Consider the following 21,264-nt stretch of genomic DNA (forward strand, 5'->3'; position numbering starts at 1 on the left):
GTGTAGCATCCAGAGCGAAGCGGAGGGAGCATCCCCAGATGAGAAGGATCTTTTTTTAGGGCCTTCAGATTCAAGACCAGATCCTTCGGCGATGAAGCCGCCTCAGGATGACAAACAGGAGCAGTCCGGAAAACAGAAGGGCGGTGCTCCATTGTTTCGGAGCACCGCCCTTCGTTTGGCTGTTCAGCGGGAAGGATCTTCACCCCGCCGTTTTATCTCGTTCGCCCGACCGCAAGAAGCGCCAGCGGCGCAAGAAGCAATAGCACTGAGGGGGAGAAGACCCCTCCGGCGGAGCAGCCTCCGCCCCCGCGATTGTCAGGGGCCGGGTCAGGGCTGGGGTCAGGGCTGGGATCGGGGTCGGGGTTTTGCTGCACATACGTCCCCGTGACCGGCACGGCAGGCCCCTGGGCCACGTCAACCGTCCGGGCCGCTGGCTTCGTCCACCCGGTCACGTCACCGAAGGTTACTGCGTAGCTCCCCGGCAGAAGGTTTTCCGCCGTTTCTCCGGAGTTCTTCCACGTCGTTCCGCCGTCCACGCTCCATTTCCCTCCGGCCGTCCGGGCCGCTTCCGGCTGGATGATCACCTGCAGGCCTCCAAAGGCCATCTCGCAGGCGCCGATGTCCACTCCCGTTCCGCGGGGACGGGAGATGCCGCGCTGGTCGGCGGCGGGCACCGTCACGGCACCGCTCACCACGGTTCCCACGGGCCGGCCGGCATCGAGGGCCGAACTGCCACCGGTGAGCGCATGGGTCTGCGTGGGGCCTCCGTTGTCCGCCAGCGGCCCCAGTTTGGGATCGCCTTCGAGAATGTCCGTTCCTCCCGGGTACCCTCCCTGGACCACGCAGGAGGTGAGCGAGGGAGCCGATGTTCCTGCATTCTCAACTTCTTCGCTGGAAGATGCCCAGAAAATGGAGTTCAGTATAGTTGGACTACTGTTGAAATTGTACATGTTTCCGCCCCAAGAGGCCCTGTTCTCCGTAAAGGTACAATTGGTGACCGTCGGGATGCTGTTACCATTGTACATCCCGCCTCCCCCCCAGTTGTGTGCGGTGTTCCCCGAAAAGGTGCAGTTGGTCACCGCGGGGGCGTTGTTGGTGTTGAACATGCCTCCGCCCTCATCTCCTACACTGTTCGCCGAGAAAGTACTGTTCGTAAACGTCACACTGCCGAACCCGCTGTATATGCCTCCGCCCTTGTTCGCTGTGTTCTCCAGGAAGATGCAGTCCGTCACCGTCGTACTGCCGTACCAGTGGTACATACCGCCGCCGTCGATGGTCGCCGTGTTTCCCGAGAAGGTGCTGTTCGTTACCACTGCGCTGCTATTGGAATTGTTCGCCATCCCGCCGCCCCAGGCAGCAGTGTTTCCGGAAAAGACGCAGTTCGTCACCGTAGGACTGGTGAGGTTCCAGTTGTACATACCGCCGCCCGCGCTGGTGGCGATGTTCTCCGAGAAGGTGGAGTTCGTCACCGTCGGACTGCTGCTGCCAAAGTTGAACATCCCGCCGCCATCGTTCGTCCGATTCCCCGAAAAGACGCAGTTCGTCACCGCCGGACTGCTGTACCAGTTGGACATCCCGCCGCCGTGGTTGGTCGCGATGTTTCCCGAGAAGGTGCAGTTCGTCACCGTCGGACTGCTGCCGGTGTTTAACATCCCGCCGCCGGAGTTGGCCGCGGAATTCCCCGAGAAGGTGCAGTTCGTCACGGTCGGACTGCTGTCGGTGTTGTACATCCCGCCGCCGTCAACGTCCGCGTTTCCGCCGGTGATGAAAAAGCCGTCGAGGACTGCCGTGCTGCCCACGCCGTCCGCAGAGACCACGTGGTAGCTGTTGTCGCTTCCGGTTCCACCCTGGTATCCGCCGTTGGCCGCATCGAAGATATCGTTGCCAAGCAGATCGCCGGTGAGGATGGTGCGATAGAGCTCAGGGTCCCGGTCGGCCATGGCGGGGTTTCCAGTGTCAGGAAACCCTCCGTAGAGCGCCACGCCGTTCTTCAGGACGATGGAGACCCCCCGGTCGTCTGCGTGGGGCTTGTAGCTCCCCGCAGCAACCCGGATCTCGTCGCCGCTGCTTGCTCCAGCCAGCACGGTCCGCAGGTCGCCTGCGGCCGCAGCCCAGGAGGAGCCGTCGCCTGTTCCTCCATTTTTCACGTACAAGACCGCCCCTTCCGACACCATGGGCCGGGCGAAAAGAAACAACAGAAAAAAGAGCAGAGAAAGCAGCTTTTCGGGCAGTTTACGACACAATGACATAGAATGGCACCCCGCTTGAAATAGTTGGAATGGAAGATACGTTCATAAAAAAAGTCAAACGGGGCATATTATACAATAAAGCGCAGCCCCTTGATGCTATCTCCTGAACCTTTTTGGGATATGCAATAAAAACAACTCCGGGCAAAGGCGGGATTCCCCGGCAATAGCCCGCCTCGCGATGACGAACAGAAACCGGCGCAGGAAGCAGAAGGGCGGTTCTCCATTTTTCGGAGCACCGCCCTTCTTTTACCTGTTCAGCGGGAAGGATCTTCACCCCGCCGTTTTCACTTGCTTGCTCATCCGTCCGCACGGCAGACCGGGAACGAATGGAAGCAACGCGGAAACCCATTTCTCTGAGGCACCGCAGGACGGGGAGATTTAAAACTCCGTCTCCATGCGCAGAATCGCCCAGGTGTCCTTTCCTCCGAATGTGTGGGGCTTCGCCAGGGCCGTGAATTTTCCGAGGATGTCGTCCTTGTCCTCCGTATTGTAGATCTCACCCCGCATGACGATACGGCCTTCGGAATCCCGGGACGCCTCGTCCACCCGGGCATAGTACACGGCCTCGCCGTCCGCCCCTTCGAAGTGGTAGTACGTGCCGTCATAGTAAAAGGGCAGGTCGGACTCGGTGACGCTGGCGAGCTTTTTGTAGTCCACGCCGAAATACTTCTTTATGCTTTCCGTGACGTACTTGCCTTCGATGACGAGGGATCCCCACTCGCAGTTCTTTTTCTTGCACCGGGCGATGCGGCTCTTGTAGTTGTTGATATAGTTGTGCCAGATGCCGAAGCGGATCATGTCGGCGGGGTCGTCTTCGTTTGTGAGGACTTCCGCGTCGAAGTCCATGAAACCGAGTTCGGTGAAGTTCGACAGGAAGGTGCTCATCCTTTTCAGCTCGGCGGCGGAGAATCCCTTCTTGGATCCTGATGCGGCAAAAGTTTCGGTGCATGAGAAAACGAACAGCGAGAGAACAAGGCACAGCACGGTCATTTTTTTCATTCCGGTCACCTCTTTCCTGAGAATGTGGTCTTTTTCTTTTTCAGGGCGGAATACCTCCCTTTCTGTGTATCTCCCGGCCGTACACCGTTCAGTCGATGGACGAAAGAAAAAACAGCGCCGCTGCCAGGTACAAAATCACAGCGCCCCCCAGCAAAATGAACAGAATTCCCGCCGGGAAGGCCGCTGTACCCCTCCGCGTAACCCCCCTCCGGAGAAAGAAGGCCGATGCCGTAAGAAACAGCAGGAGCAGCAGGGCTGCGGCCCAAAGGGGCATTCTCACCGCCTCCTTTCAGAAAGGGCGTTTGCCGGCATGTTCATGGGCGCGGACTCCATGGCCTCCTTCGGGAAGCGCTGCATCCGGCTGTTTTCCCGGTCACTGACATTCGCCCGGGAACCGTCCGCCGGGACCCCTTTTCCCGGCGGATTGTGACGGAACGGCAGAAGCATTGCTCTCACTTTCCGCCCTTTGTCTCCCTCACGTACTTCCCTTCAAAGGACGCGCCGTATTCTTCAATGAAGGCGCTTTTCTCCTTTTCCGGGGAGGTAAGAACGGCAGCTTCACCGTCAAAGACAAGTTTCACCGAAACTTCGTCGTTCCGGAGGTCGTCCACGATCATGCTGTTTCCTTCAAGCTTTCCCATGCCGTCGAGTTCCCCCGGAAGGTCCGGGGTCTCCTTCATGGCCACCAGGAAGTAGACGGAATAGACGTCCTTTTCGTCGCTCTCCATGATGGTCATGTACCCTTCGGCTTCGCTGCTCTTCAGCCGATAATACCCCTGGATTCCCTTCGGATTTTTCCGAAGCCAGTCCCACACGAGAACCCCCCTGCTGACGTACTCGCTCCGCATCCAGTATGCAGTGGAGTACGCCTCGGCTTCGGTGGAGCCGCCGGATTCCATGTCTTCCCTGACGCTTTCGGCTATGGCCCTGGCGTTCTCCTGTTCAAGGGCTTTGTATTCTTTGGCGTCAAGCTTCTCTTTCGCTTCGGCCATCACGGCGGCCATCCCTTCGTAAGCCCCGGCGTAGTCTTCATTTTTCATGAGCTTCCTGTGGTTTTTCGGGACTCCCTCGAAAGCAAGGGCCCCCAAAGTGAACGTCAGAACGAAAATCGCGCAGAACACTGCCGCCGCCATTACCTTTTTTTTCATGGCCTTCCCTCCCCTGTGTGTAGTTCCCTTTGTTCCCGGCCGGACTTCCCGCAAACTTTTCCCGGGCTTGTTGTCAGTTCCCGGAATCACCCCCGGCCTGCGTGGCAGTCCTGTCCACGAGGAGAAGGTCGATAAATTCAGGCGCCGATATCTTTACCTTGATCTCGTCGTTTTTTCTGAACAGGATATTGTCACCGTCCGTTGAGGCTGTAGCGAAAACGCCGCTGTCCCGCAGGGTTCCGAACCGGATGGTGTTCAGCCGGGACGTGAAATCAAACTCGATGCGGGAGCAGGTGGCCGTCTCGACCTCCATCCTGTATCCCGGCAGGACTTTCACGCTTCTGAAATACCCGGTGTGTCCTTCCATCCTTCCGTCACTTCCTCGAAAAAGAATAGTCCTTCCGCAAGTCTGTGCACCTATTCTGGGATACAGAGCCATGCCCCGCACCCCCTTTTTCAGGGGGGTCAGGGGTGATTCTCCATCCTAAAAGTCTTTTTTGGCCAGTTCGCTTCTCGAGTGGACATCCAGCTTGCTGTAGATGAGCTTGAGGGCTGACTTGACCGTGTTTTCGGAGATGAAGAGCCGGGAGCCGATCTCGGCGGCGGTGAGCCGCTCCCTGGCAAGAAGGGCAATCTCCCGTTCCCGGGGGGTCAGGAGGGAATATTTCGGTTCAATCCGGGCCAGTACTGAAGAAATTCCCGCGCCTCCCCGCCTGCACAGGGCGATGACGGGTTCGAGCGCGTTCCCGCCGAAGCCGTTCTTCGCTGCCTGAAGCAGGGGCACCATGGAGGTGCCGAATTCGGCAAAGGGAAGATACATCCTGTCCGGCATCGCGGCGCGGAGCGCCTGTCCCAGGTACTCCATGGCGGCGGCATCCCGGCCCTCCTCCTTTTTCGCGGCGGCCAGATGGAGCAGCATCCAGAGCCGGGGCAGTTCGTACTTCATTCCGGCAGCCATCTCCATGGCAGGTTCCGCCATGCCGTAGAGTTCCGGGTACCGCTTTTCAAGGAAGAGAAGCCTCGCGAAGAACATGAGTCCATAGGGATGCCCCTGGACATACAGGACCTTCCGGATGCTTTCCGCCTCCCGGAGCCAGCCCGGAATTTCTTCCGTCTTTCCAAGGGAGAGGTCGAGAACGGCAAGGCAGAGTTCCACCATCCTGGCGATGGCCCTTTCCGGAGACTCTTTCCGATACCTGGCGATGTTCTCCCGGACGGCCCCGAAAGCCGCGCCATCCCCCCGGAGAATCGCAAGGCGGGCCAGGACCAGTTCCGCACAGAGACACAGGCTGATCTGCCCGGCTTCCCGGGCCAGATACAGGGCCTTGTGGCTCAGAGTTTCCGCTTCCGCCTCCTCTCCGCGGCAGAGGTGGGCTTCGGCCCGCATCATGACCTCCGCCCCCGTCCCGTGGCCGGCGGCAAGCTTCACATACCAGGGCATGCATTCGTCCATGAGGTCCAGAGCATGGTCGAGACCGCCGGTCCTGTTCCAGTAAAGGCTCAGCACCGAGGGGATGCCGAAGGTCCAGGGAGTCAGGCCGAAAATAACGGACCGGGGGTAGGCGCCGCCTTCTGCCGATGAAAGGTGGGCAAAGGCTTCCCTGTGAAAGGCACTCATTTTCGCGATATCGTTGAATTCGGTGAAGGAAAGAAGCAGGGCCGTTTCGCCCTTCAGCCTCGACAGGTCTTCCTGCGGAAGGTCCCCCGGACCGGCGATGATGCCCCGCAGCAGGCTCACCATGCGGGAGAACCGGTCCCGCATGCCGCTTTTCAGGAAATGGAAGGCAAAGAGAAGAAGGGCGAAGGGGTATCTCCGGAGGGTGTCTTCGGAACACTTCGAAACGAGCTCTTCAAGGAAGCCGATGATCTCTTTCTCCTTCTGTTCGTTGAGGTATTTGCCCGTGAAGGGCAGGGAGAGGATGGCATCGCAGTCCCGGAGCTTCATGTAGAATTTTGCCGCCTCGAAGTAGTCCGAGGCATCCCTGCAGGCGTCCCCGGCCCTTCGGATCAGGACGTCCGCCAGGGCGGGAGGCTGGTTCTCGAACTGTTTGCGGAGGTATTCCTTCAGGATGCTGTGAATCGAATAGGCGCTCTTGTCGGCGATGTAGGAGATGAAAAAGCTGCTTCTCAGCATCCTGGTCACGTCCCCGGGCAGGACGGGCCAGCCGCCGACGATGGCTCCCTGCCGGGGAGTGAAGGAGTCGAGCAGTGAGGCTCCCATAAGGAAGGTACGGGTCTCTCCGGGCATCCTGTTCCAGACGGCAGTTTCGATAAGGCTTTCCATGTCGGGCACCCGGGCGAAAGATCCCGTCTCCCTGAAATTCGACGCCTGGAGCAGGATGGCGGAGACCCATCCCTCGGAAACGCTCTGGATGTAGTCCAGGTCGCGTTCCGAGACGTCCGCTCCCGACAGGCGGCAGAGACGGGCAGTGGATTCCCGGTCGAAGAAGAAATCCTTCGTGTCCAGCCGGTGGATGTGCCCGCTGTGGCGGATGTCCCCCCCGCAGGAAGGAAGGGGCTGGGTGATGAACACCATGTGGAGGTTTTCGTTGGCATGGGCCGAGAAGGCCCCTATGAGGCCGCAGGGGATATCCGTCTCGAAGAGCTGGTAGTTATCGATGACGAGGAAGGTTTCCCCGTCGCATCGGCATTGGCCCAGAACAGCGGCGATATCCGGCAGGTTTTCCACCGAGGGAGGGAAGAGTCTCTTGAGTTTCTGGGCTGCCTCCATGTCCACGGTCCCCAGGAGCCGGCAGAAGCCTTCCCAGGCCTTCGAGGGCCGTTCGCCGAAACAGGTGTACCAGTTCCCGCTGCTGTTCGTCCGAACCGTTTCCCGAAGGAATTCCCTGACGGCGGTGGTCTTCCCGAAGCCGGAAGGCGCCTCCACCACCGTGAGGGGATAGCCGGACATTCTTTCGAGAAGCGCTCTGAGGTGCCCGGGAAAGACACAGGTTCCGCCCCGGAGCCGGGGGTTCGCCTCTTTCTGCATGGATGGCCCTCCATTCTCTCCTTCTGCAGCCGCTTTTCGCACAGCATCATAATAATGCACAATGGCCGGAGAAATTTCCGGATGTATGACTAAATATTTAGTCTTTATATTCCTTCACGATGATGTCTGCTTCAGAAGAGGGGGGCTTCCCCGAAGTCCCCTCGCCGGACGTCCCGTACAGGATGGCGGCATAGCTCGTTCCCGACTCCACCCTGCGGCCCAGGACGGACGACGTATCGGCGTGCTCGATGACGGTTCCTTTTTCGATCCCGACCTCGCGGAAGAGCATCAGCACCAGGGCTGCGGCACGGCGGGCATCCACGTCGATGGTCTTCGTTCCGGCAGGCCGGATATTGGCCAGGACGTCCAGGGTCCTGCGGTCTTCGGCGGCCATGGCCTCCGGTGTCTTGTAATGGGACAGGTCCATGCTCAGGATGATGACATCCCCGTCACGGAGCAGATCCAGAATAGCGTTTTTCAGGATGATAAGAGCCAGGTCGGGCGTCCGTGCGCCGATCACCATGGGAACCACCGATGCGTTCGGAAAGTGCCGGGCAACGAAGGGGATGTGGACCGTTATGCCGTGCTCCCGCCGGAACAGGGCTCCGTCAGCTCCCGCCACGGACAGGGACGAAAGTATTTCGCAGGCTTCCCGGTCTGCCATGAGAAGCCGTTCCGGGGTCGGCCAGTCGTCGGGGCACAGGGCCGCGAAGGTCCGGGCCCGGCGGAAGTGGTCGGGGGAAAGCAGCCATACCCGCCGGACCTCCGGCGACCCAAGGTGCTCGTAAAACCGCTGTATCATGCCGAGGGCAATATCATGGTGCGGAACGATGCCGCCGGTGATGCGCACCGGCGTCACCCGTTCCCCGCCCCTTGTGCCTGCAGGGAAGGCGGAGCCGGTTTCAGCCCCGCCTTCCGCCCTTTGCAGAATTCCGCTCCCTGCGGCAAGGATGCAGAGAAGCATCACTGCCGTAAAGAGCTTATTTCCGAAGCTCTTCATACCACGCAGGATGGTGCTTTTTCAGCTCTCCTGACCGGGCCTGATCGTAGACCAGGGCTTTCCATTCTTCGTCTGTCATGCGGCCTCCCTCCAGGGAGCGGACGAACTCGTAGTAGGAGAAGATGAACCCCCTGGTGACCCGGGGGCCGCCCGAGGCGTCGTTGACGAAGACATGGATTCTCTGGGGCCTGCCGGAGGCGATGTGGAGCACCCGGCCTTCGAAATAGTCCGTGGCGATATCGGTGACCAGGGCCATCTTGAGCTGCTCCCTGTCATCCACCATTTCTCCGGGCAGCAGGAGCTGGGCGTTGAAAGCCCGGGCCAGATACTTGATATTCCCGTAGTCTTCCGCCGTCAGGGGCTTGCCTCCGGTCTCCTTCGCCGCGATGTCCCGGGCTATGGACAGCAGTTCCGCCAGGGTTTCCAGCCTGGAGGCGTAGGGAATGCCCTCTTTCTCGAATTCCTCGTCATCCGGCTCCATGCCGAAGTCGCCGATGAAGGACCGCAGCCGGGAGACCGCCGACAGGAGGGCGTCAAAGGTACGGGGATCGGGCTCCACGTACCCCTTCGGCTGCGGGGGGGCGAAGGGTCCCGCTTCGGTGTCGCCGCCGTCGCCCATCTCGGCGCCGGACTGCTCGGCGTAGAGCACGGTGTCGTGCTTCAGCTCGGCCCAGGATGCGGAACAGGTGGAGAGCTTCTTCCACTGCCACGCGGGAGATTTGTAAAAGAACTGGTCCGAGCCGGAATCCCGGAATCCCTCCTGGAAGGCCTTTATCCACAGGGAGTAGACCGATTCCTCTCCGGCGAGGTGCCCGTTCATCCATGTTTTAAGCTTCTTCAGCGCCTCGGCGTAGCCCTTTACGCGGCTGTTTTTCGCCGCCAGGCCGTCGGCCGCACGGGACCCCAGGGCGGCCATGACATCCGTTCCCTCCGGGAGATTGCGGGGGTTTGCGTCGGTTCCCACCCGGGGGGAGGTGAGCATGTTCATCACGTAGGCGTCCGGGGTGAAGCGCTTGCCGGACATGCGGAAGACGGGAAGGCGGGATGCGAAGTCCTTCGTGCCGTCGTCTCCGCCCGGGGTGCTCTGGATCAGGGGGCCGGGAACCGTCTTTTTGATCTCGTCGGCCAGGGCAGAGAGAACCCTGCCGTCGGCCAGCCGGACGGGAGCTCCCGCAAGGGCTCCCATGCGCTCTTTGGCCAGCTTCCGGTATATGCGGGTTCCTCCCGTGTTCGACGCGCCCACGAGGAAATCGATGGGAGCCTCGAAGGCGTTCCATTGTTCCTCCTGCTCTCCGAGGACGAGAGACACCAGGGCCGCCGCGGCGACGTTCCCTGGCTTCGGCGTGCCGTCGTCGGCGAAGAGGACAAGCTCGGCGGAGCCGAGCCAGCTCATGGCCCGGAAATACCGTTCCAGCTCCGGCCTCAGAGTGTAATGTCCCCGGGGCCTGAAGGATGTGTAGTCGATTTTCGCCCCCGTGACGGCGGAATCCGTCACATCCGCCGCGGCGAGTATCCGGGCCACTTCTTCGGACGCGTTTTTCGACAGCCTTGTCCGTGTTCCCGGCGTCTCTTCCAGAAGGGCAAGGGGAATGGAGAACATGTCCCGGGCCGTTTCCCAGGTCTCCCCCGCTCCCGCAGAGGAGCAGGCGCCCTCGACGCCTGCCAGGGCGGCCAGGGCCGTCTTCATGCTTTCCCCGAGGGCCGGGGCCAGGAAGGTACGCTCGAATTTCTGCAGCATCCGGCTGAACACCAGGTGGAAGGCGTGGAGGAAAAGGTCGGTGGTGATGAAATCGGCCTGGTAGTCGGTGGTGAAACTGTAGTAATCCGCCAGGTCGTCCACCTGGAGGGCATTTTCGTCCATGGGCCACGGATCGTCGATATAAAAGCCTTTCCTGAGAAGGGAGGCGGCCATGTCCTTCGTTACGGGAAGGAATTCCGTCATTTTTTCCGGGGCGTCCATACCCCGGAAACCGTCCCCGTAGAAGGAGGACATGGCAGAGTACCGCATCTTCGACGGCAGAAGCCCCTTGTCAATCCTGGAATTGTCGGGCGCATAGCCTTCCAGGGAGCCGAAATCGGCCTTTTTCCCCCAGGCGTACCGGGAGCCCACGCCTCCGCTGCCGAACCTCGTGTCGGTGGAAAATTCGAGAAGCAGCCAGCTTTCCTTTCCTTCAGAAAATTCGCCCACCGCCGTCACCGTTTCCCCCCGGGCAAGGGAGAATTCCCCGGCGGAGATGCTGCGGGCCGTTGCGCCTTTCCCGGGCTGAAGCCGCAATTCCGCGCCGTCCTTCTTCACCGTGAAGGAACGGGCTTCGAAGCTTGTGTGCTCCGGAACTTTTTCGATGCCCTTCTTCTGGATATAGCAGAGCACCTCCCCGTCCTCCGGCGAAAGAAGGGCGTACCATCCGCCGGCGAACTGCCTGAGCTTGCTGTCCGTTATGGTACGCACCCTCAGGTGATTGCCGTAGACCACGACCCCGTAGAAATCCGGGAGCTCCCAGAGATCCGTCACCTGGGGAACTTTCGCGGCGGGTTTTCCAAACATGGGCACCACATCCGCGGTGACGACGTACAGGCCGTCACCGCCCGCAGGGCCGGAAGCGCTCTTTGCCTGCGCCGCCGGGGCAAAGACGCCAAGTGCCAGAATAAGGACAGCACAGAGAGGAACAACCTTCAGCAACAATGCTCCCCACCCTGTTCCCATGGTCTTTGTTCCGTTCATCCCCATGACCTCCTCCTTCGTGCCGGCGGTTTATGTCCGGTCTTCCGGGGAAAAACCCCGGCCCATTTCCCCCGCTTCTTCCCTTCCGGCGCTTCCCTGCCCGGGAAAAGCACAGGGGCTTCAGTTTCCCACAAAACAATACCATGAAGAAAGCCTTCATGGTAAAGAATACTCCTGCAATTCCATTTTCTGAGGAGACAGCAGCACTGTCCCCCGGGGAGTCTGGGAAGATCCGGGACCGCTACAGACTCTTCCAGCTTTTGAATCCCTTGCCCAGCACCTCCGATGCTTCGACCACGGACATGAAGGCCGTGGGATCGTGCTCGGCGAGGAATTTCTTCAGCTGCATGGCCTGCCTGGGTTCCAGAAGGGTGAGGAGGACGGGCCGGGGCTGCTTGGAGTATCCTCCCATGCCGTCCAGCCTGGTGACCCCCCTGTGAAGGGTGAGGTTGATATACGCGGACACTTCGTCAGGGATGTGGGTGATGATGAAGGCCTGCTTCCTCCGGTCAAAGGAGCGGGTGGTATTGTCCAGAACGATGCCGAAGACATAGAGCCCCACAGCGCCGTAGATGGCTGATTCCAGCCCCACCACGAAGAAGGAGAGGGCCAGAATCCCCATGTTGATGTAGATGGAAAACTGCCCCATCTCTATGCCGTACCGTTTTCTGAGGGCCATGCCGGGGATGTCGAGGCCCCCGGTGGATCCCCCCACACGGAACACCATGCCGGCACCGAGCCCGCGGATAGCCCCGGACACCATGGCCGCCATGAACTTGTCGCCGATGACGGGCACCGGCACGAACTCGAAGGCCTTCAGCAGGAGGGAGAAAAGCACCACCGCCCAGGCGGTCCACAGGACAAACCTGGGGGACAGCTCCTTCCAGGCCCAGATCATGAGCAGCCCGTTGGCAGCGAGGATCACCCACGCGGGAGAAATGCCGAACACGTAGTTCGACAGCACGGCAATGCCCGACACCCCGAGATCGGGAAAGCGGTTCGGAAGCACGAAAAGCACCACAGCCAGGGCCTGGAGGGAAACTCCGGCGGTCACGGCGAGGAATGCCCTCCACTCGTCCTTAACATCCTGAACAAACCGTCCGGCGGCGGAACGGAGACCGGCCTTCAGCGTCGCAAATTTCATGGTGCTTCTCCTCCTCTGCAATGGGAATCATTGCCCTCTTTGCCCGAAATCCCGCTCCCGGTCTGGTATAATAGATTGGTTGCAGACCTACGGAGCGGAGTGGGGAAACATGTTTATTCCTCTTGAAGGACAGTGCGTGGTCTCCATCCGGCGCGTCATCGCCATGATACGCCACGGCGACGAAACGGCCGTCTATCTCGACGACGGAACAATACTGGCGACGGGCTTCCGCCCGGAAACGCTGGATAAAAGATACAACGCTTTCAGCAAAGAGGCAAGGGAAAACGCCATGCCTCTTCGCAGACGAATGGGAGGAAACAGAACATGACGATGAGTCCGGCGGCCCGCCAGTATACGGCCAGCAGCATTCAGGTCCTGGAGGGGCTCCAGGCGGTCAGGAAACGTCCGGGAATGTACATCGGCGACACGGCGGCCAGAGGGCTTCACCATCTGGTCTACGAAGTGGTGGACAACTCGGTGGACGAAGCCATCGGAGGATACTGTACCGCCATCTACGTGGCCATTCACCCCGATGAAAGCATCTCCGTGGAGGACAACGGGCGGGGCATCCCCACCGACCCCCACCCCTCCAACGGCCGCCCCGCATCGGAAGTGGTGCTCACGACCCTCCATGCGGGAGGCAAGTTCGACAGCGGCGCCTATAAGGTCAGCGGCGGTCTTCACGGCGTGGGCGTCTCTGTGGTCAACGCCCTGTCGGAGTGGCTCGAGATCACCATCTGCCGGAACGGCGAATCCCGCACCCAGCGGTTCGAGCGGGGCATCCCGGTAACGGAGCTTTCCGAAGGGATCCCCACGGAGAAGAACGGGACCATGGTCCACTTCCTCGCGGACGGGGGCATCTTCGAAGAGGTCAAGTTCTCCGCCGAAGTGCTGAGCGCCCGGCTCCGGGAGCTCGCCTTCCTGAACCCGGGACTTTCCATAACCCTCGACGACAAGAGGGAGAACAAGGTCAAGGAATTCCGCTACGACGGCGGAATGAAGTCCTTCATCGAATACCTGAACCGGGGCAAGACGGTGCTCTTCTCCGAGCCGGTGACCATTTCCGGCGAGAAGGACGGCGTCTCGGTGGACATCGGCCTCCAGTACAACGACGGCTACCTGGAGAGGGTCTTCGGCTTCGCTAACCTCATCCACACCGTCGAGGGAGGCACCCATGTCTCCGGCCTTCGGACCGCCCTCACCCGGGGCGTGAACGAGGCTGCCCGCAGGGGCAAGCTCCTGAAGGAGAAGGAAGAGAACCTCTCGGGAGACGACCTGAAGGAAGGGCTCACCTGCGTGGTCTCCGTGAAGCTGTCCAACCCCCAGTTCGAGGGACAGACCAAGACCAAGCTCGGAAACAGCGACGTGAAGGGCATCGTGGATTCCATCGTCTACGAGGGGCTGCTGGCCTGGTTCGAGGACAACCCCCAGGTCGTGAAGTCCGTGGTGGAAAAGGCCATCAAGGCACGGCAGGCGAGGGAGGCGGCCAAGAGGGCGAGGGAACTGGTCCGCAAATCGGTGATGACCGGCCTGAGCCTTCCGGGAAAGCTTGCCGACTGCTCAAGCAGGAACCCCGAAAACACCGAGGTCTACATCGTGGAGGGAGATTCGGCCGGAGGCAGCGCCAAGCAGGGGCGCGACAGAAGCTTCCAGGCCATCCTTCCGCTGAGGGGCAAGATCCTGAACGTGGAAAAGGCCCGTCTTGACAAGGTCCTGGCAAACCAGGAGATCCGGACCATGATCCAGACCCTGGGCGCCGGCGTGGGGGACGACTTCGACCCGGGCAAGCTGCGGTACCACAAAATCATCATCATGACGGACGCCGACGTGGACGGAGCCCATATAAGCACCCTGCTGCTCACGTTCTTTTACCGGTATATGCAGCCCCTCATAGAGAAGGGATACCTTTACCTGGCCCAGCCTCCCCTGTACCGGGTGCAGAAGGGGAAGACGGTCTCCTACTGCTACAACGAGAAAGAGCTCAGAAACATCCTTGACAACGCCGCCGACCCGACGAAGATGAGCGTCCAGCGGTACAAGGGACTCGGCGAAATGAACCCGGAACAGCTCTGGGAGACCACCATGGATCCCCAGAACAGGGTGCTCAAGAGGGTGGAGATCGACGACCTCATGGGGGCCGAGGAGTATTTCAGCATCCTCATGGGGGACAAGGTGGAGCCCCGGCGGGATTTCATCGCCGCCCACGCCCACGAGGTGCGCAACCTGGACATCTAGGGACGGAAAACGAGTCTGAAAGGGGCCTCCGGCATCTGCCGGAGGCCCCTTTTTCTGCTCTCTACCAGGCCGTCTCCAGTATCCGGAGGATGTCCTCCCGTTCGATCTTCCGCACCGCCCCGAGGGGGGCGAGCTTCGCCGCGTTGTCGGCGATCCTGGGCAGATCGGCCTTCGCGACGCCCACTTCACGGAGAGTCACCGGAGAGCCGAGGGAACGGAAGTACTCCCTCAGCGCACGGATGCCTCTCAGAGCCCGGTCTTCACCGTCCCGGATGCCGAAAACGCTGGCGGCGAGCCGCTCGAACACCGGTTCCGCGTCCCTGTACACATATTCCATCCAGGCGGGCATGATGATGGCCAGCCCCGTGCCGTGGGGGACGTCGAAGATGGCGCTGAGGGAGTGCTCGATTCGGTGTGAGGCGAAATCCCCCCGGACGGGACGGCCCACGTTGCTCAGGCCGTTGTGGGCCAGGGAGCAGCACCAGGCGAGTTCCGCCCGGGCCTCGTAGTCTGCGGGATTCTTCACGAGCTGGGGAATCCGGCGCATCATGGCCCGGATGAGGGTTTCACAGTAGTCCTGGACGAAGTCAAGCCCCGGGCAGGAGATCACGTAGGCCTCGAGGACATGAGTGACGGCGTCGATTCCGCCGCTCACCGTCTGGCTCTCCGGAAGAGTCGCCTGCACCGAGGGGTCGATGACGGACACTTTTGGAACAAGGACGGGGGACGCGATCGCCCATTTGCTCTCATCGTCCTCCCTGGTAACCACAGCGGTATTGTTCATCTCCGAGGAGGTGCCCGACGCCGTCAGCACTCCGTAGACGGGCAGGGCTTCCTTCACCGCTGCCTTCCCGCAGAAGAAGTCCCAGACGTCCCCGTCGTAGAGAGCCCCCATGGCGGCCGCCTTCGCAGTGTCGAAGACGCTCCCCCCGCCCACGGCGAGCACGGCTTCAGCCTTTTCCCCCTTCAGCAGGGTGATGACGTCCCGGAGCTTGGACAGCCTGGGGTTCGACCGGACGCCCCCTATTTCGGCGAAGCGGATGCCGTGTTTCTCCAGTGACCCCGTCACCGCCTCGTGGACGCCGTTTTTGTAGATGGAGCCTCCTCCGGCGACAAGGACCACCCGGGATATTCCGTCTGCCGCAAGGGCTTCTCCGATCTGGGGAATGGTATCCCTGCCGAAGATGATTTTTGTCGGAGCATAAAAGGTGAAATTCTGCATGTTTTCCTCCTTTCGCCGGAGAAATCCCGGCATGGACAGTATTGTACCCCCGGAAGCCGGAGGATGTATAATGGCGGCGTAGAACGAAGGAGATGATATCATGGGAACGGAAACGAAAAGGAACCCGCGGAAAGCGCAGCGGCCCTCAGCCCTTGCGGGGCAGATCCGCATCATCTTTTACACGGTTTTCATCTGCATTACCATCGTACTCCTCGCCGTCTCCCTCGATCTCATGCTCAACCCGTCGAAAAACTGGACGGACTCCCTTGCCATCCGCTGGATATCCGAACGGCGGAATCTGCTGCCGTTTTTCAGGTAAATCCCTCTCTCCCCGTTAACCTCCCGGACAGCAGCGCGGCGAAAGAAGTCCGGCCGTGCCGATGTTTTGCTGTTTTTGCCTGCCGCCTCCTCTTCAGCCGGATTTCCCGGATCGGTCTTTTGAAGAAGAAGACAGATTTCGTGCAGCCGCTCCCCGCCGTGACATTGTATGCTATTATTGCATTCAATCCGGAGGCTCCGGAGGAGAATAACGGTCACTGCGACCAGGGAGGCAATACCAGTGTATTTCGCAGGAGTTTTGTACTGTTGTGCCGCGGCCGTCTTCTGGGCTCTCGGCCCCGTGTTCCTGAAAAAAGGGCTCGCCTTCCTGGATCATACCGAAATGTCCGCCTCCCGTACCATCGGGTTTGCGGCGGCTTCGCTGATCTTCTGCATTTTCGACCCGAACGCCTTCATCCTCTGGCGCTTTCCTTCCTGGCTGCTCCTTTTCGTCTTCATCAACATTCTCGTGGGAAACGTCCTCGGCGACCTCTGCTATTTCAAGTCCCTCGAACTCATCGGCGTGAGCAGGGCGGTGGGAACCACATGCTGCTATCCCCTCTTCGTCACCGCCATCTCCTTTTTCTGGCTCGGTGAGTCGCTTACCCTTCCCCTGGTCCTGGGCACGGGTGTCATGATCGCAGGCCTTTTCATGCTGAAATCCGGAGGCCGGAGGGCCGCCGGCGCCGGGAATGAAACTGCCTCCTGGAAAGGCTTTCTTCTCGCCCTGGCGGCCGCTTTCTGCTGGGCCGCCGTCATGGTGCTCCAGAAATGGCTGCTGTCCGTCCACGACCTCCCCGCCGCATCCATCACCCTGTGGCGTGCCCTGTTCCTCTTCGCTGTCTCCTGGGGCATCTGGGCATGGAGAACGAGAAAGGAACCGGAAAAGCGCCTCCACCTGCTGAGGGCGCCCAGGACAATCTGGGCGTACGCCATCGCCGCCGGAACCTTCGGCCTCGCCGCCGGAGGGTATGTTTTCGCCCTGGCCATACAGATCATCCCCGTGTCGGTAGCGACGCCCATTACGGCCACAAGCCCCCTGATCGCGGCAGGCATGGCGGTGGTCATGTTCCACGAATCCATGCGGCCCGTGCAGTGGGCCGGCATCCTCTGCATTCTCGGAGGAGTGCTCACCGTCACCGCGTGACATCATGAAAGGAAGCCCCCGCACCGGAAGGTGCGGGGGCTTTTCTTTTCCTGCCCGTGGTCTAGAACTCCAGGATGACCTTGCACACCTCCGACGGATTATCCTCGATGAACTTCATGGCCTCCCGGACCTGTTCGAAGGGGAACCTGTGGGATACGAGAAGTTCCGGCTTCACCTCACCGCCGGAAAACCACGAGATGACCTCGGGAAACTTGTTCCTGTTCAGGCGGGAGCCGAAGATGGAGAGTTCCTTCTTCACCGCCTCGAGCTGGACGAAGGACGAAGGCTCCTTCGAGAACCCGAGCAGGCCGATGCGGCCCGCAGGGGACGCCATCCGGAGCAGGGAGGGGAACAGGTCGGGACTTCCCACGGCGTCGATGATGAGGGGTACGCCGGCTCCTCCGGTCCATTCCGCCGCTTTCTCCTCCAGGGAGTCCTTCCGGGTGTTGACCGTGAGTTCCGCCCCGAGGGAGCGGGCTTTTTCAAGCCGCACGTCCACGATGTCCGCCACGGCGCAGGCCGTCCCGAGCCTCCGGGCCGCCTGCAGGATCACCTGGCCGATAGGCCCGGCGCCCAGGATGAGCAGCCGGTCGCCCCCGGAGCACTCCGTTCGTGACAGGACGTTCGCCGCGATGGTGAAGGGCTCCACGAGGGCTCCCTTTTCGAAGGACCAGTCGGAGGGAATTCTGTGGAGGTTCTTCACGGGAAGGGCGACGAACTCGGCGAAGCCGCCGTCCCTGTGGACGCCGAAGACCTCCAGCCGCTCGCACACGTTGGGGCGGCCTATGGAACAGGGGTAGCAGGTTCCGCAGCTGGTGACGGGATCCACCGCCACCCGTTCGCCGGGGGCGTACTCCGTCACGCCCTCACCCAGGGCGGCAACTTCTCCCGCAAATTCGTGGCCGATGATCCTCGGGTATTTCGCCAGGGGGTTGGTGCCGTGGTAGATATGCATGTCCGAGCCGCAGATGCCTCCGGCACGGACCCGGACGAGCACTTCTCCCTTTCCCGGCCCGGGAACGGGAACCTCCCGGATTTCCAGACTGTGGGGCTTCTCTACAAAGACAACCTTCATGATCCGTTCTCCTTTTCTTCTCTCCCCGGCCCCCTATGAGGCATGGGCCCGCCGGTAGGATGAATACAGGGACAATGCCGCCAGGACCAGGAACACCACACCGATCGGACGGGTCCAGAGGAAGGAGTAGCTTCCCTCGTACATGAGCACGGCCCTCCTCAGGTTGCTCTCCGCCATGGGCCCGAGGATGACCGCGAGAATGATGGGCGACGAGGGCACGTCCGCTTTCTGCATTATATACCCTATGACGCCGAAGGCGACGCAGACCCACATGTCGAAAATGCTGTTGTTCATGGAGTAGGCCCCCACCATGGAGAGGGTGATGATCACCGGGATGATGATCCTCTTGGGAAGTTCCACCACCCGGCAGAAGAGCCGGACGCCGAGCAGGCCGATGAGCAGCATGAGGATGTTCCCCACGAAGAGGGAGGCGAAGAGACCGTACACCACGTCGGCGTTTTTCGTGAACAGGAGGGGGCCGGGCTGAAGTCCCTGGATGATGAGGGCGCCGAGGAGGATGGCCGTGACGGCGTCTCCGGGAACGCCGAGGGTAAGCAGGGGGACCATGGCCCCGCCGGTGACGCCGTTGTTGCCCGCCTCCGGGGCGGCTATGCCTTCGAGGCATCCCGTCCCGAACTCGCTGCCCTTTTTCGAACTTCTCCGGGCCTCGTTGTAGCTGACAAACGCTGCGATGTCGGCGCCGGCGCCGGGTATGGACCCGATGAAGGTACCGATGAGGGCGGACTTGATCATGGTGGGCATAAGGGTGACGGTCTCCCTGAGAGAGATCATGCCCCTTTTGAAATTGGTCTCGATGGCATGGGAGGGTTCAAAAATCTTCTCCATCTGGACGAAGGCCTCCGCCAGGGCGAAGAGTCCGATGAGCACCGGAATGATGGCAAAACCGTTGAAGAGGTTCATTTCGCCGAAGGTGAACCGGGGGAAACTGGTCACCGGATCAAGACCCACGGTGGAGATGAGCAGGCCGAACATGCCTGCCAGCAGTCCCTTGACGGGGCTCTTGCCGGAGATGCTCGCGATGATGCTGAGACCGAAAATGGCCAGGGCGAAATATTCCGGGGCTCCGAAGCGGAGGGCGAAATTCGCGAGGGCGGGGGAAATGGTAATGAGCATGACGGTGCTCACCATGCCGCCGGTGAAGGAGGCGATGGCGGAGACGGACAGGGCCTTTGCCGCCTCTCCCTTTCTGGCGAGCTCATAGCCGTCGAGAACCGTGGCCGCCGCAGCCGGGGTTCCCGGAGTTTTCAGCAGGATGGCCGCGATGGACCCTCCGTAGATGGCGCCGATGTACACCCCGGCCAGCATGACCAGGGCCCGGGTCGATTCCATGCCGAAGGTCAGGGGCAGGAGCACCGCCACGCCCATGGTGGCCGTGAGGCCCGGCAGGGCGCCTATGACGATCCCTCCCGTCACGCCGAGGAGGAGGAAGGGAAAGATTCCCGGAGAAAAGGTGGTCTGGAGTCCGTCAAGAAGCAGAGAAAACATGGCCGTTCCTCCTAAAAGTAAAAGAGTCCCTCGGGCAGAGGAACCACGAGCAGTTTATAGAATACACCGTACACCGCAATGGAAATAGCGGCGGGAAAGACTGCAAGGGAAAGGGGGCTGCGCACCCCGAAGAGCAGGAGCAGGGCGAAATTGAGGGCCGCGGTGGCCAGGATGAAGCCGAGATAGTCGAGGAACAGCACGTACACGGTGATGACGGCAAGGCCGGCGAGAGCGATGAGGATCTGTCTTGGGAAAAGGTCGGAAAGGGTCCGGCCGTCGTCGTCGAATCTGCCCCGGAAGGTGAGCCAGCCGAGAAAAAGGGCGAGCCCCATGGTCATCCACGCCAGCAGCTCGGGGAAGAAGGCCGCCCCCACGTAGTCGTCCTGGATCAGGGTCTGCTGGAAGTTGGCCGCCGAATACAGGACAAAGGCGCCCAAAAGAAGGAACGCCGCCGCTATGCAGTAATTCGCTTTTTTCACTGGTCATTCTCCTCGTAATTTCTGCGGATGCACGAAAGAGGAGGGGCTGCCCGGAAGGGAGCCCCTCCCTGTTCGGAAAGGATCTGCTACTGCTGCTTTTTCACTTCCTCCACGATTTCCGTGAGGGCTTTCACGTCGTTGTCCACGAAGGTCTTGAACTCGTCTGAATTCATGAGCCGGATGCCCAGCGTCCTGCCATTCATGAAGTCGGTGAATTCCTTTTCCTGGGCGGCTTTCCGGAAAGCGTTTCCGAGAACGGCCTTTACGGCGTCAGGGGTTCCCCTGGGCAGGGCAAGCCCCCTCCAGGTTCCGGTAACGATGGGATATCCCTGCTCGGTCATGGTGGGAACATCGGGAAGCCCGGCCATGCGGACGTCGGAGGCCACGCCGAGGGGCTTCAGCTGGCCGGCGTTGATCTGGGAAATTGCTTCGCCGGGGTTGACCATGGTGAAGTCCACGTGTCCGCCCATAAGGGCGGGGATGGCCTCCGCTGCGCCGTTATAGGGAATCTGGTTGAATCTGACCTTCTGGTTCAGCTCCAGGGCGAGAAGGTAGAAGTTGGGCTTGGCGGTGCTGCCGAACTTCACCGATCCCGGCGCAGCCTTTGCCGCCTCGAGAACGTCCTTCACCGACGTGAATTTCGAGTCGGGACGGACGAGCATGATGGCGGGGTCCTCGTTGATGAGGGCGAGAAGGTCGAAGTTGTCGGGAGTGATCTGGGCGAGCCCCATCTGGGGAAGCCAGGCGATCTCCCTGGTGACCATGGTGACGGTGTATCCGTCGGCCTTGGCCATGGCGCCCTCGGTCATGCCCACGGCACCCGAACCGCCGGCCTTGTTCATGACGACCACGGGCTGGCCAAGGTGCTTTTCGGCCGAAGCCGCAAGGGCCCGTGCCACTGCGTCGGTGCCGCCGCCCGCCGCGAAGGGGACGAGAAGGCGGATGTTCTTCGCCGGGAAATCGGCCGCGAATGCGGCGCTGCCGAAGATCAGTGAAACCAGTGCCAGTACGAGTGCTGCTTTTTTCATGTG

At 60.9% G+C, this 21,264-nt stretch carries 18 protein-coding genes; 4 read left to right on the forward strand and 14 right to left on the reverse strand.

The genetic code is table 11. The features are described from left to right. Positions 1-212: 212 nt before the first annotated feature. The 9 genes from C8D99_RS02675 to C8D99_RS02715 all read right to left on the reverse strand — a co-directional run bounded on the left by C8D99_RS02675 (position 213) and on the right by C8D99_RS02715 (position 12,251). On the reverse strand, positions 213-2,147 hold the full coding sequence (locus C8D99_RS02675) for a right-handed parallel beta-helix repeat-containing protein (protein WP_274542660.1): 1,935 nt from the start codon (positions 2,145-2,147) through the stop codon (positions 213-215). A gap of 480 nt (positions 2,148-2,627) precedes the next feature. After that, positions 2,628-3,248, reverse strand: a complete 621-nt coding sequence (locus tag C8D99_RS02680) for a hypothetical protein (RefSeq protein WP_133956120.1) — start codon at positions 3,246-3,248, stop codon at positions 2,628-2,630. A gap of 88 nt (positions 3,249-3,336) precedes the next feature. Continuing rightward, on the reverse strand, positions 3,337-3,522 hold the full coding sequence (locus tag C8D99_RS02685; protein WP_133956122.1) for a hypothetical protein: 186 nt from the start codon (positions 3,520-3,522) through the stop codon (positions 3,337-3,339). Between the two features lie 178 nt (positions 3,523-3,700). Next, on the reverse strand, positions 3,701-4,396 hold the full coding sequence (locus tag C8D99_RS02690; RefSeq protein WP_133956124.1) for a hypothetical protein: 696 nt from the start codon (positions 4,394-4,396) through the stop codon (positions 3,701-3,703). A gap of 73 nt (positions 4,397-4,469) precedes the next feature. Continuing rightward, entirely contained in the window at positions 4,470-4,763 is a 294-nt protein-coding gene (locus C8D99_RS02695) for a hypothetical protein (protein ID WP_133956125.1), read from the reverse strand. A gap of 117 nt (positions 4,764-4,880) precedes the next feature. Beyond that, positions 4,881-7,385 (reverse strand): helix-turn-helix transcriptional regulator, encoded by a 2,505-nt coding sequence (locus C8D99_RS02700; RefSeq protein WP_133956127.1) that lies wholly within the window; start codon positions 7,383-7,385, stop codon positions 4,881-4,883. Positions 7,386-7,482: 97 nt separating this feature from the next. Next, complete coding sequence (gene amrB / locus C8D99_RS02705) at positions 7,483-8,385, reverse strand: AmmeMemoRadiSam system protein B (RefSeq protein ID WP_133956129.1); 903 nt, start codon at positions 8,383-8,385, stop codon at positions 7,483-7,485. Further along, positions 8,366-11,107, reverse strand: a complete 2,742-nt coding sequence (locus C8D99_RS02710; protein WP_166669967.1) for a DUF3160 domain-containing protein — start codon at positions 11,105-11,107, stop codon at positions 8,366-8,368. The genes amrB and C8D99_RS02710 overlap by 20 nt, the downstream gene beginning before the upstream one ends. 241 nt (positions 11,108-11,348) lie before the next feature. Next, the gene (locus C8D99_RS02715) at positions 11,349-12,251 is read right to left on the reverse strand and encodes a YitT family protein (protein WP_133956133.1); all 903 of its coding nucleotides are present in this window, start codon (positions 12,249-12,251) and stop codon (positions 11,349-11,351) included. Between the two features lie 109 nt (positions 12,252-12,360). On the opposite strand from C8D99_RS02715, the gene C8D99_RS02720 reads away from it, so the two are divergent. Together C8D99_RS02720 and gyrB are read left to right on the forward strand one after the other, a co-directional pair. After that, positions 12,361-12,579 (forward strand): hypothetical protein, encoded by a 219-nt coding sequence (locus C8D99_RS02720; RefSeq protein ID WP_133956135.1) that lies wholly within the window; start codon positions 12,361-12,363, stop codon positions 12,577-12,579. A gap of 2 nt (positions 12,580-12,581) precedes the next feature. Continuing rightward, positions 12,582-14,486, forward strand: a complete 1,905-nt coding sequence (gene gyrB, locus C8D99_RS02725) for a DNA topoisomerase (ATP-hydrolyzing) subunit B (protein WP_133956309.1) — start codon at positions 12,582-12,584, stop codon at positions 14,484-14,486. A 61-nt stretch (positions 14,487-14,547) separates the two neighbouring features. On the opposite strand, the gene C8D99_RS02730 is transcribed toward gyrB, so the two are convergent. After that, on the reverse strand, positions 14,548-15,708 hold the full coding sequence (locus C8D99_RS02730) for an iron-containing alcohol dehydrogenase (RefSeq protein ID WP_133956137.1): 1,161 nt from the start codon (positions 15,706-15,708) through the stop codon (positions 14,548-14,550). A gap of 100 nt (positions 15,709-15,808) precedes the next feature. Here C8D99_RS02730 and C8D99_RS02735 point away from each other — a divergent pair, with 100 nt between their 5' ends. Next, complete coding sequence (locus tag C8D99_RS02735) at positions 15,809-16,027, forward strand: hypothetical protein (protein ID WP_133956139.1); 219 nt, start codon at positions 15,809-15,811, stop codon at positions 16,025-16,027. Between the two features lie 240 nt (positions 16,028-16,267). Continuing rightward, positions 16,268-17,173 carry a DMT family transporter gene (locus tag C8D99_RS02740; protein ID WP_166669968.1) on the forward strand — a complete coding sequence of 302 codons (906 nt, stop codon included), beginning with the start codon at positions 16,268-16,270 and terminating at the stop codon, positions 17,171-17,173. Positions 17,174-17,234: 61 nt separating this feature from the next. Here the strand turns inward: C8D99_RS02740 and C8D99_RS02745 are convergent, their stop codons facing one another. The 4 genes from C8D99_RS02745 to C8D99_RS02760 all read right to left on the reverse strand — a co-directional run bounded on the left by C8D99_RS02745 (position 17,235) and on the right by C8D99_RS02760 (position 21,261). Beyond that, a complete protein-coding gene (locus tag C8D99_RS02745) occupies positions 17,235-18,248 on the reverse strand; it encodes a Zn-dependent oxidoreductase (RefSeq protein WP_133956143.1) in 1,014 nt (337 codons plus the stop codon). Between the two features lie 33 nt (positions 18,249-18,281). Continuing rightward, positions 18,282-19,754 carry a tripartite tricarboxylate transporter permease gene (locus tag C8D99_RS02750; protein WP_133956144.1) on the reverse strand — a complete coding sequence of 491 codons (1,473 nt, stop codon included), beginning with the start codon at positions 19,752-19,754 and terminating at the stop codon, positions 18,282-18,284. A gap of 11 nt (positions 19,755-19,765) precedes the next feature. Next, positions 19,766-20,233 (reverse strand): tripartite tricarboxylate transporter TctB family protein, encoded by a 468-nt coding sequence (locus C8D99_RS02755; RefSeq protein WP_133956146.1) that lies wholly within the window; start codon positions 20,231-20,233, stop codon positions 19,766-19,768. Between the two features lie 86 nt (positions 20,234-20,319). Further along, the gene (locus C8D99_RS02760; protein WP_133956148.1) at positions 20,320-21,261 is read right to left on the reverse strand and encodes a tripartite tricarboxylate transporter substrate binding protein; all 942 of its coding nucleotides are present in this window, start codon (positions 21,259-21,261) and stop codon (positions 20,320-20,322) included. Between the last annotated feature and the right edge of the window lie 3 nt (positions 21,262-21,264).

This window comes from Aminivibrio pyruvatiphilus, from assembly GCF_004366815.1.
Classification (GTDB): Bacteria; Synergistota; Synergistia; order Synergistales; family Aminobacteriaceae; genus Aminivibrio; species Aminivibrio pyruvatiphilus.

Coding starts and splice junctions, on each gene's coding strand:
- C8D99_RS02680 (WP_133956120.1), bottom strand. CDS start 3,248: ATGAAAAAAATGACCGTGCTGTGCCTTGTTCTCTCGCTGTTCGTTTTC.
- C8D99_RS02685 (WP_133956122.1), bottom strand. CDS start 3,522: ATGCCCCTTTGGGCCGCAGCCCTGCTGCTCCTGCTGTTTCTTACGGCA.
- C8D99_RS02690 (WP_133956124.1), bottom strand. CDS start 4,396: ATGAAAAAAAAGGTAATGGCGGCGGCAGTGTTCTGCGCGATTTTCGTT.
- C8D99_RS02695 (WP_133956125.1), bottom strand. CDS start 4,763: ATGGAAGGACACACCGGGTATTTCAGAAGCGTGAAAGTCCTGCCGGGA.
- C8D99_RS02700 (WP_133956127.1), bottom strand. CDS start 7,385: ATGCAGAAAGAGGCGAACCCCCGGCTCCGGGGCGGAACCTGTGTCTTT.
- amrB (WP_133956129.1), bottom strand. CDS start 8,385: ATGAAGAGCTTCGGAAATAAGCTCTTTACGGCAGTGATGCTTCTCTGC.
- C8D99_RS02710 (WP_166669967.1), bottom strand. CDS start 11,107: ATGAACGGAACAAAGACCATGGGAACAGGGTGGGGAGCATTGTTGCTG.
- C8D99_RS02715 (WP_133956133.1), bottom strand. CDS start 12,251: ATGAAATTTGCGACGCTGAAGGCCGGTCTCCGTTCCGCCGCCGGACGG.
- C8D99_RS02720 (WP_133956135.1), top strand. CDS start 12,361: ATGTTTATTCCTCTTGAAGGACAGTGCGTGGTCTCCATCCGGCGCGTC.
- gyrB (WP_133956309.1), top strand. CDS start 12,582: ATGAGTCCGGCGGCCCGCCAGTATACGGCCAGCAGCATTCAGGTCCTG.
- C8D99_RS02730 (WP_133956137.1), bottom strand. CDS start 15,708: ATGCAGAATTTCACCTTTTATGCTCCGACAAAAATCATCTTCGGCAGG.
- C8D99_RS02735 (WP_133956139.1), top strand. CDS start 15,809: ATGGGAACGGAAACGAAAAGGAACCCGCGGAAAGCGCAGCGGCCCTCA.
- C8D99_RS02745 (WP_133956143.1), bottom strand. CDS start 18,248: ATGAAGGTTGTCTTTGTAGAGAAGCCCCACAGTCTGGAAATCCGGGAG.
- C8D99_RS02750 (WP_133956144.1), bottom strand. CDS start 19,754: ATGTTTTCTCTGCTTCTTGACGGACTCCAGACCACCTTTTCTCCGGGA.
- C8D99_RS02760 (WP_133956148.1), bottom strand. CDS start 21,261: ATGAAAAAAGCAGCACTCGTACTGGCACTGGTTTCACTGATCTTCGGC.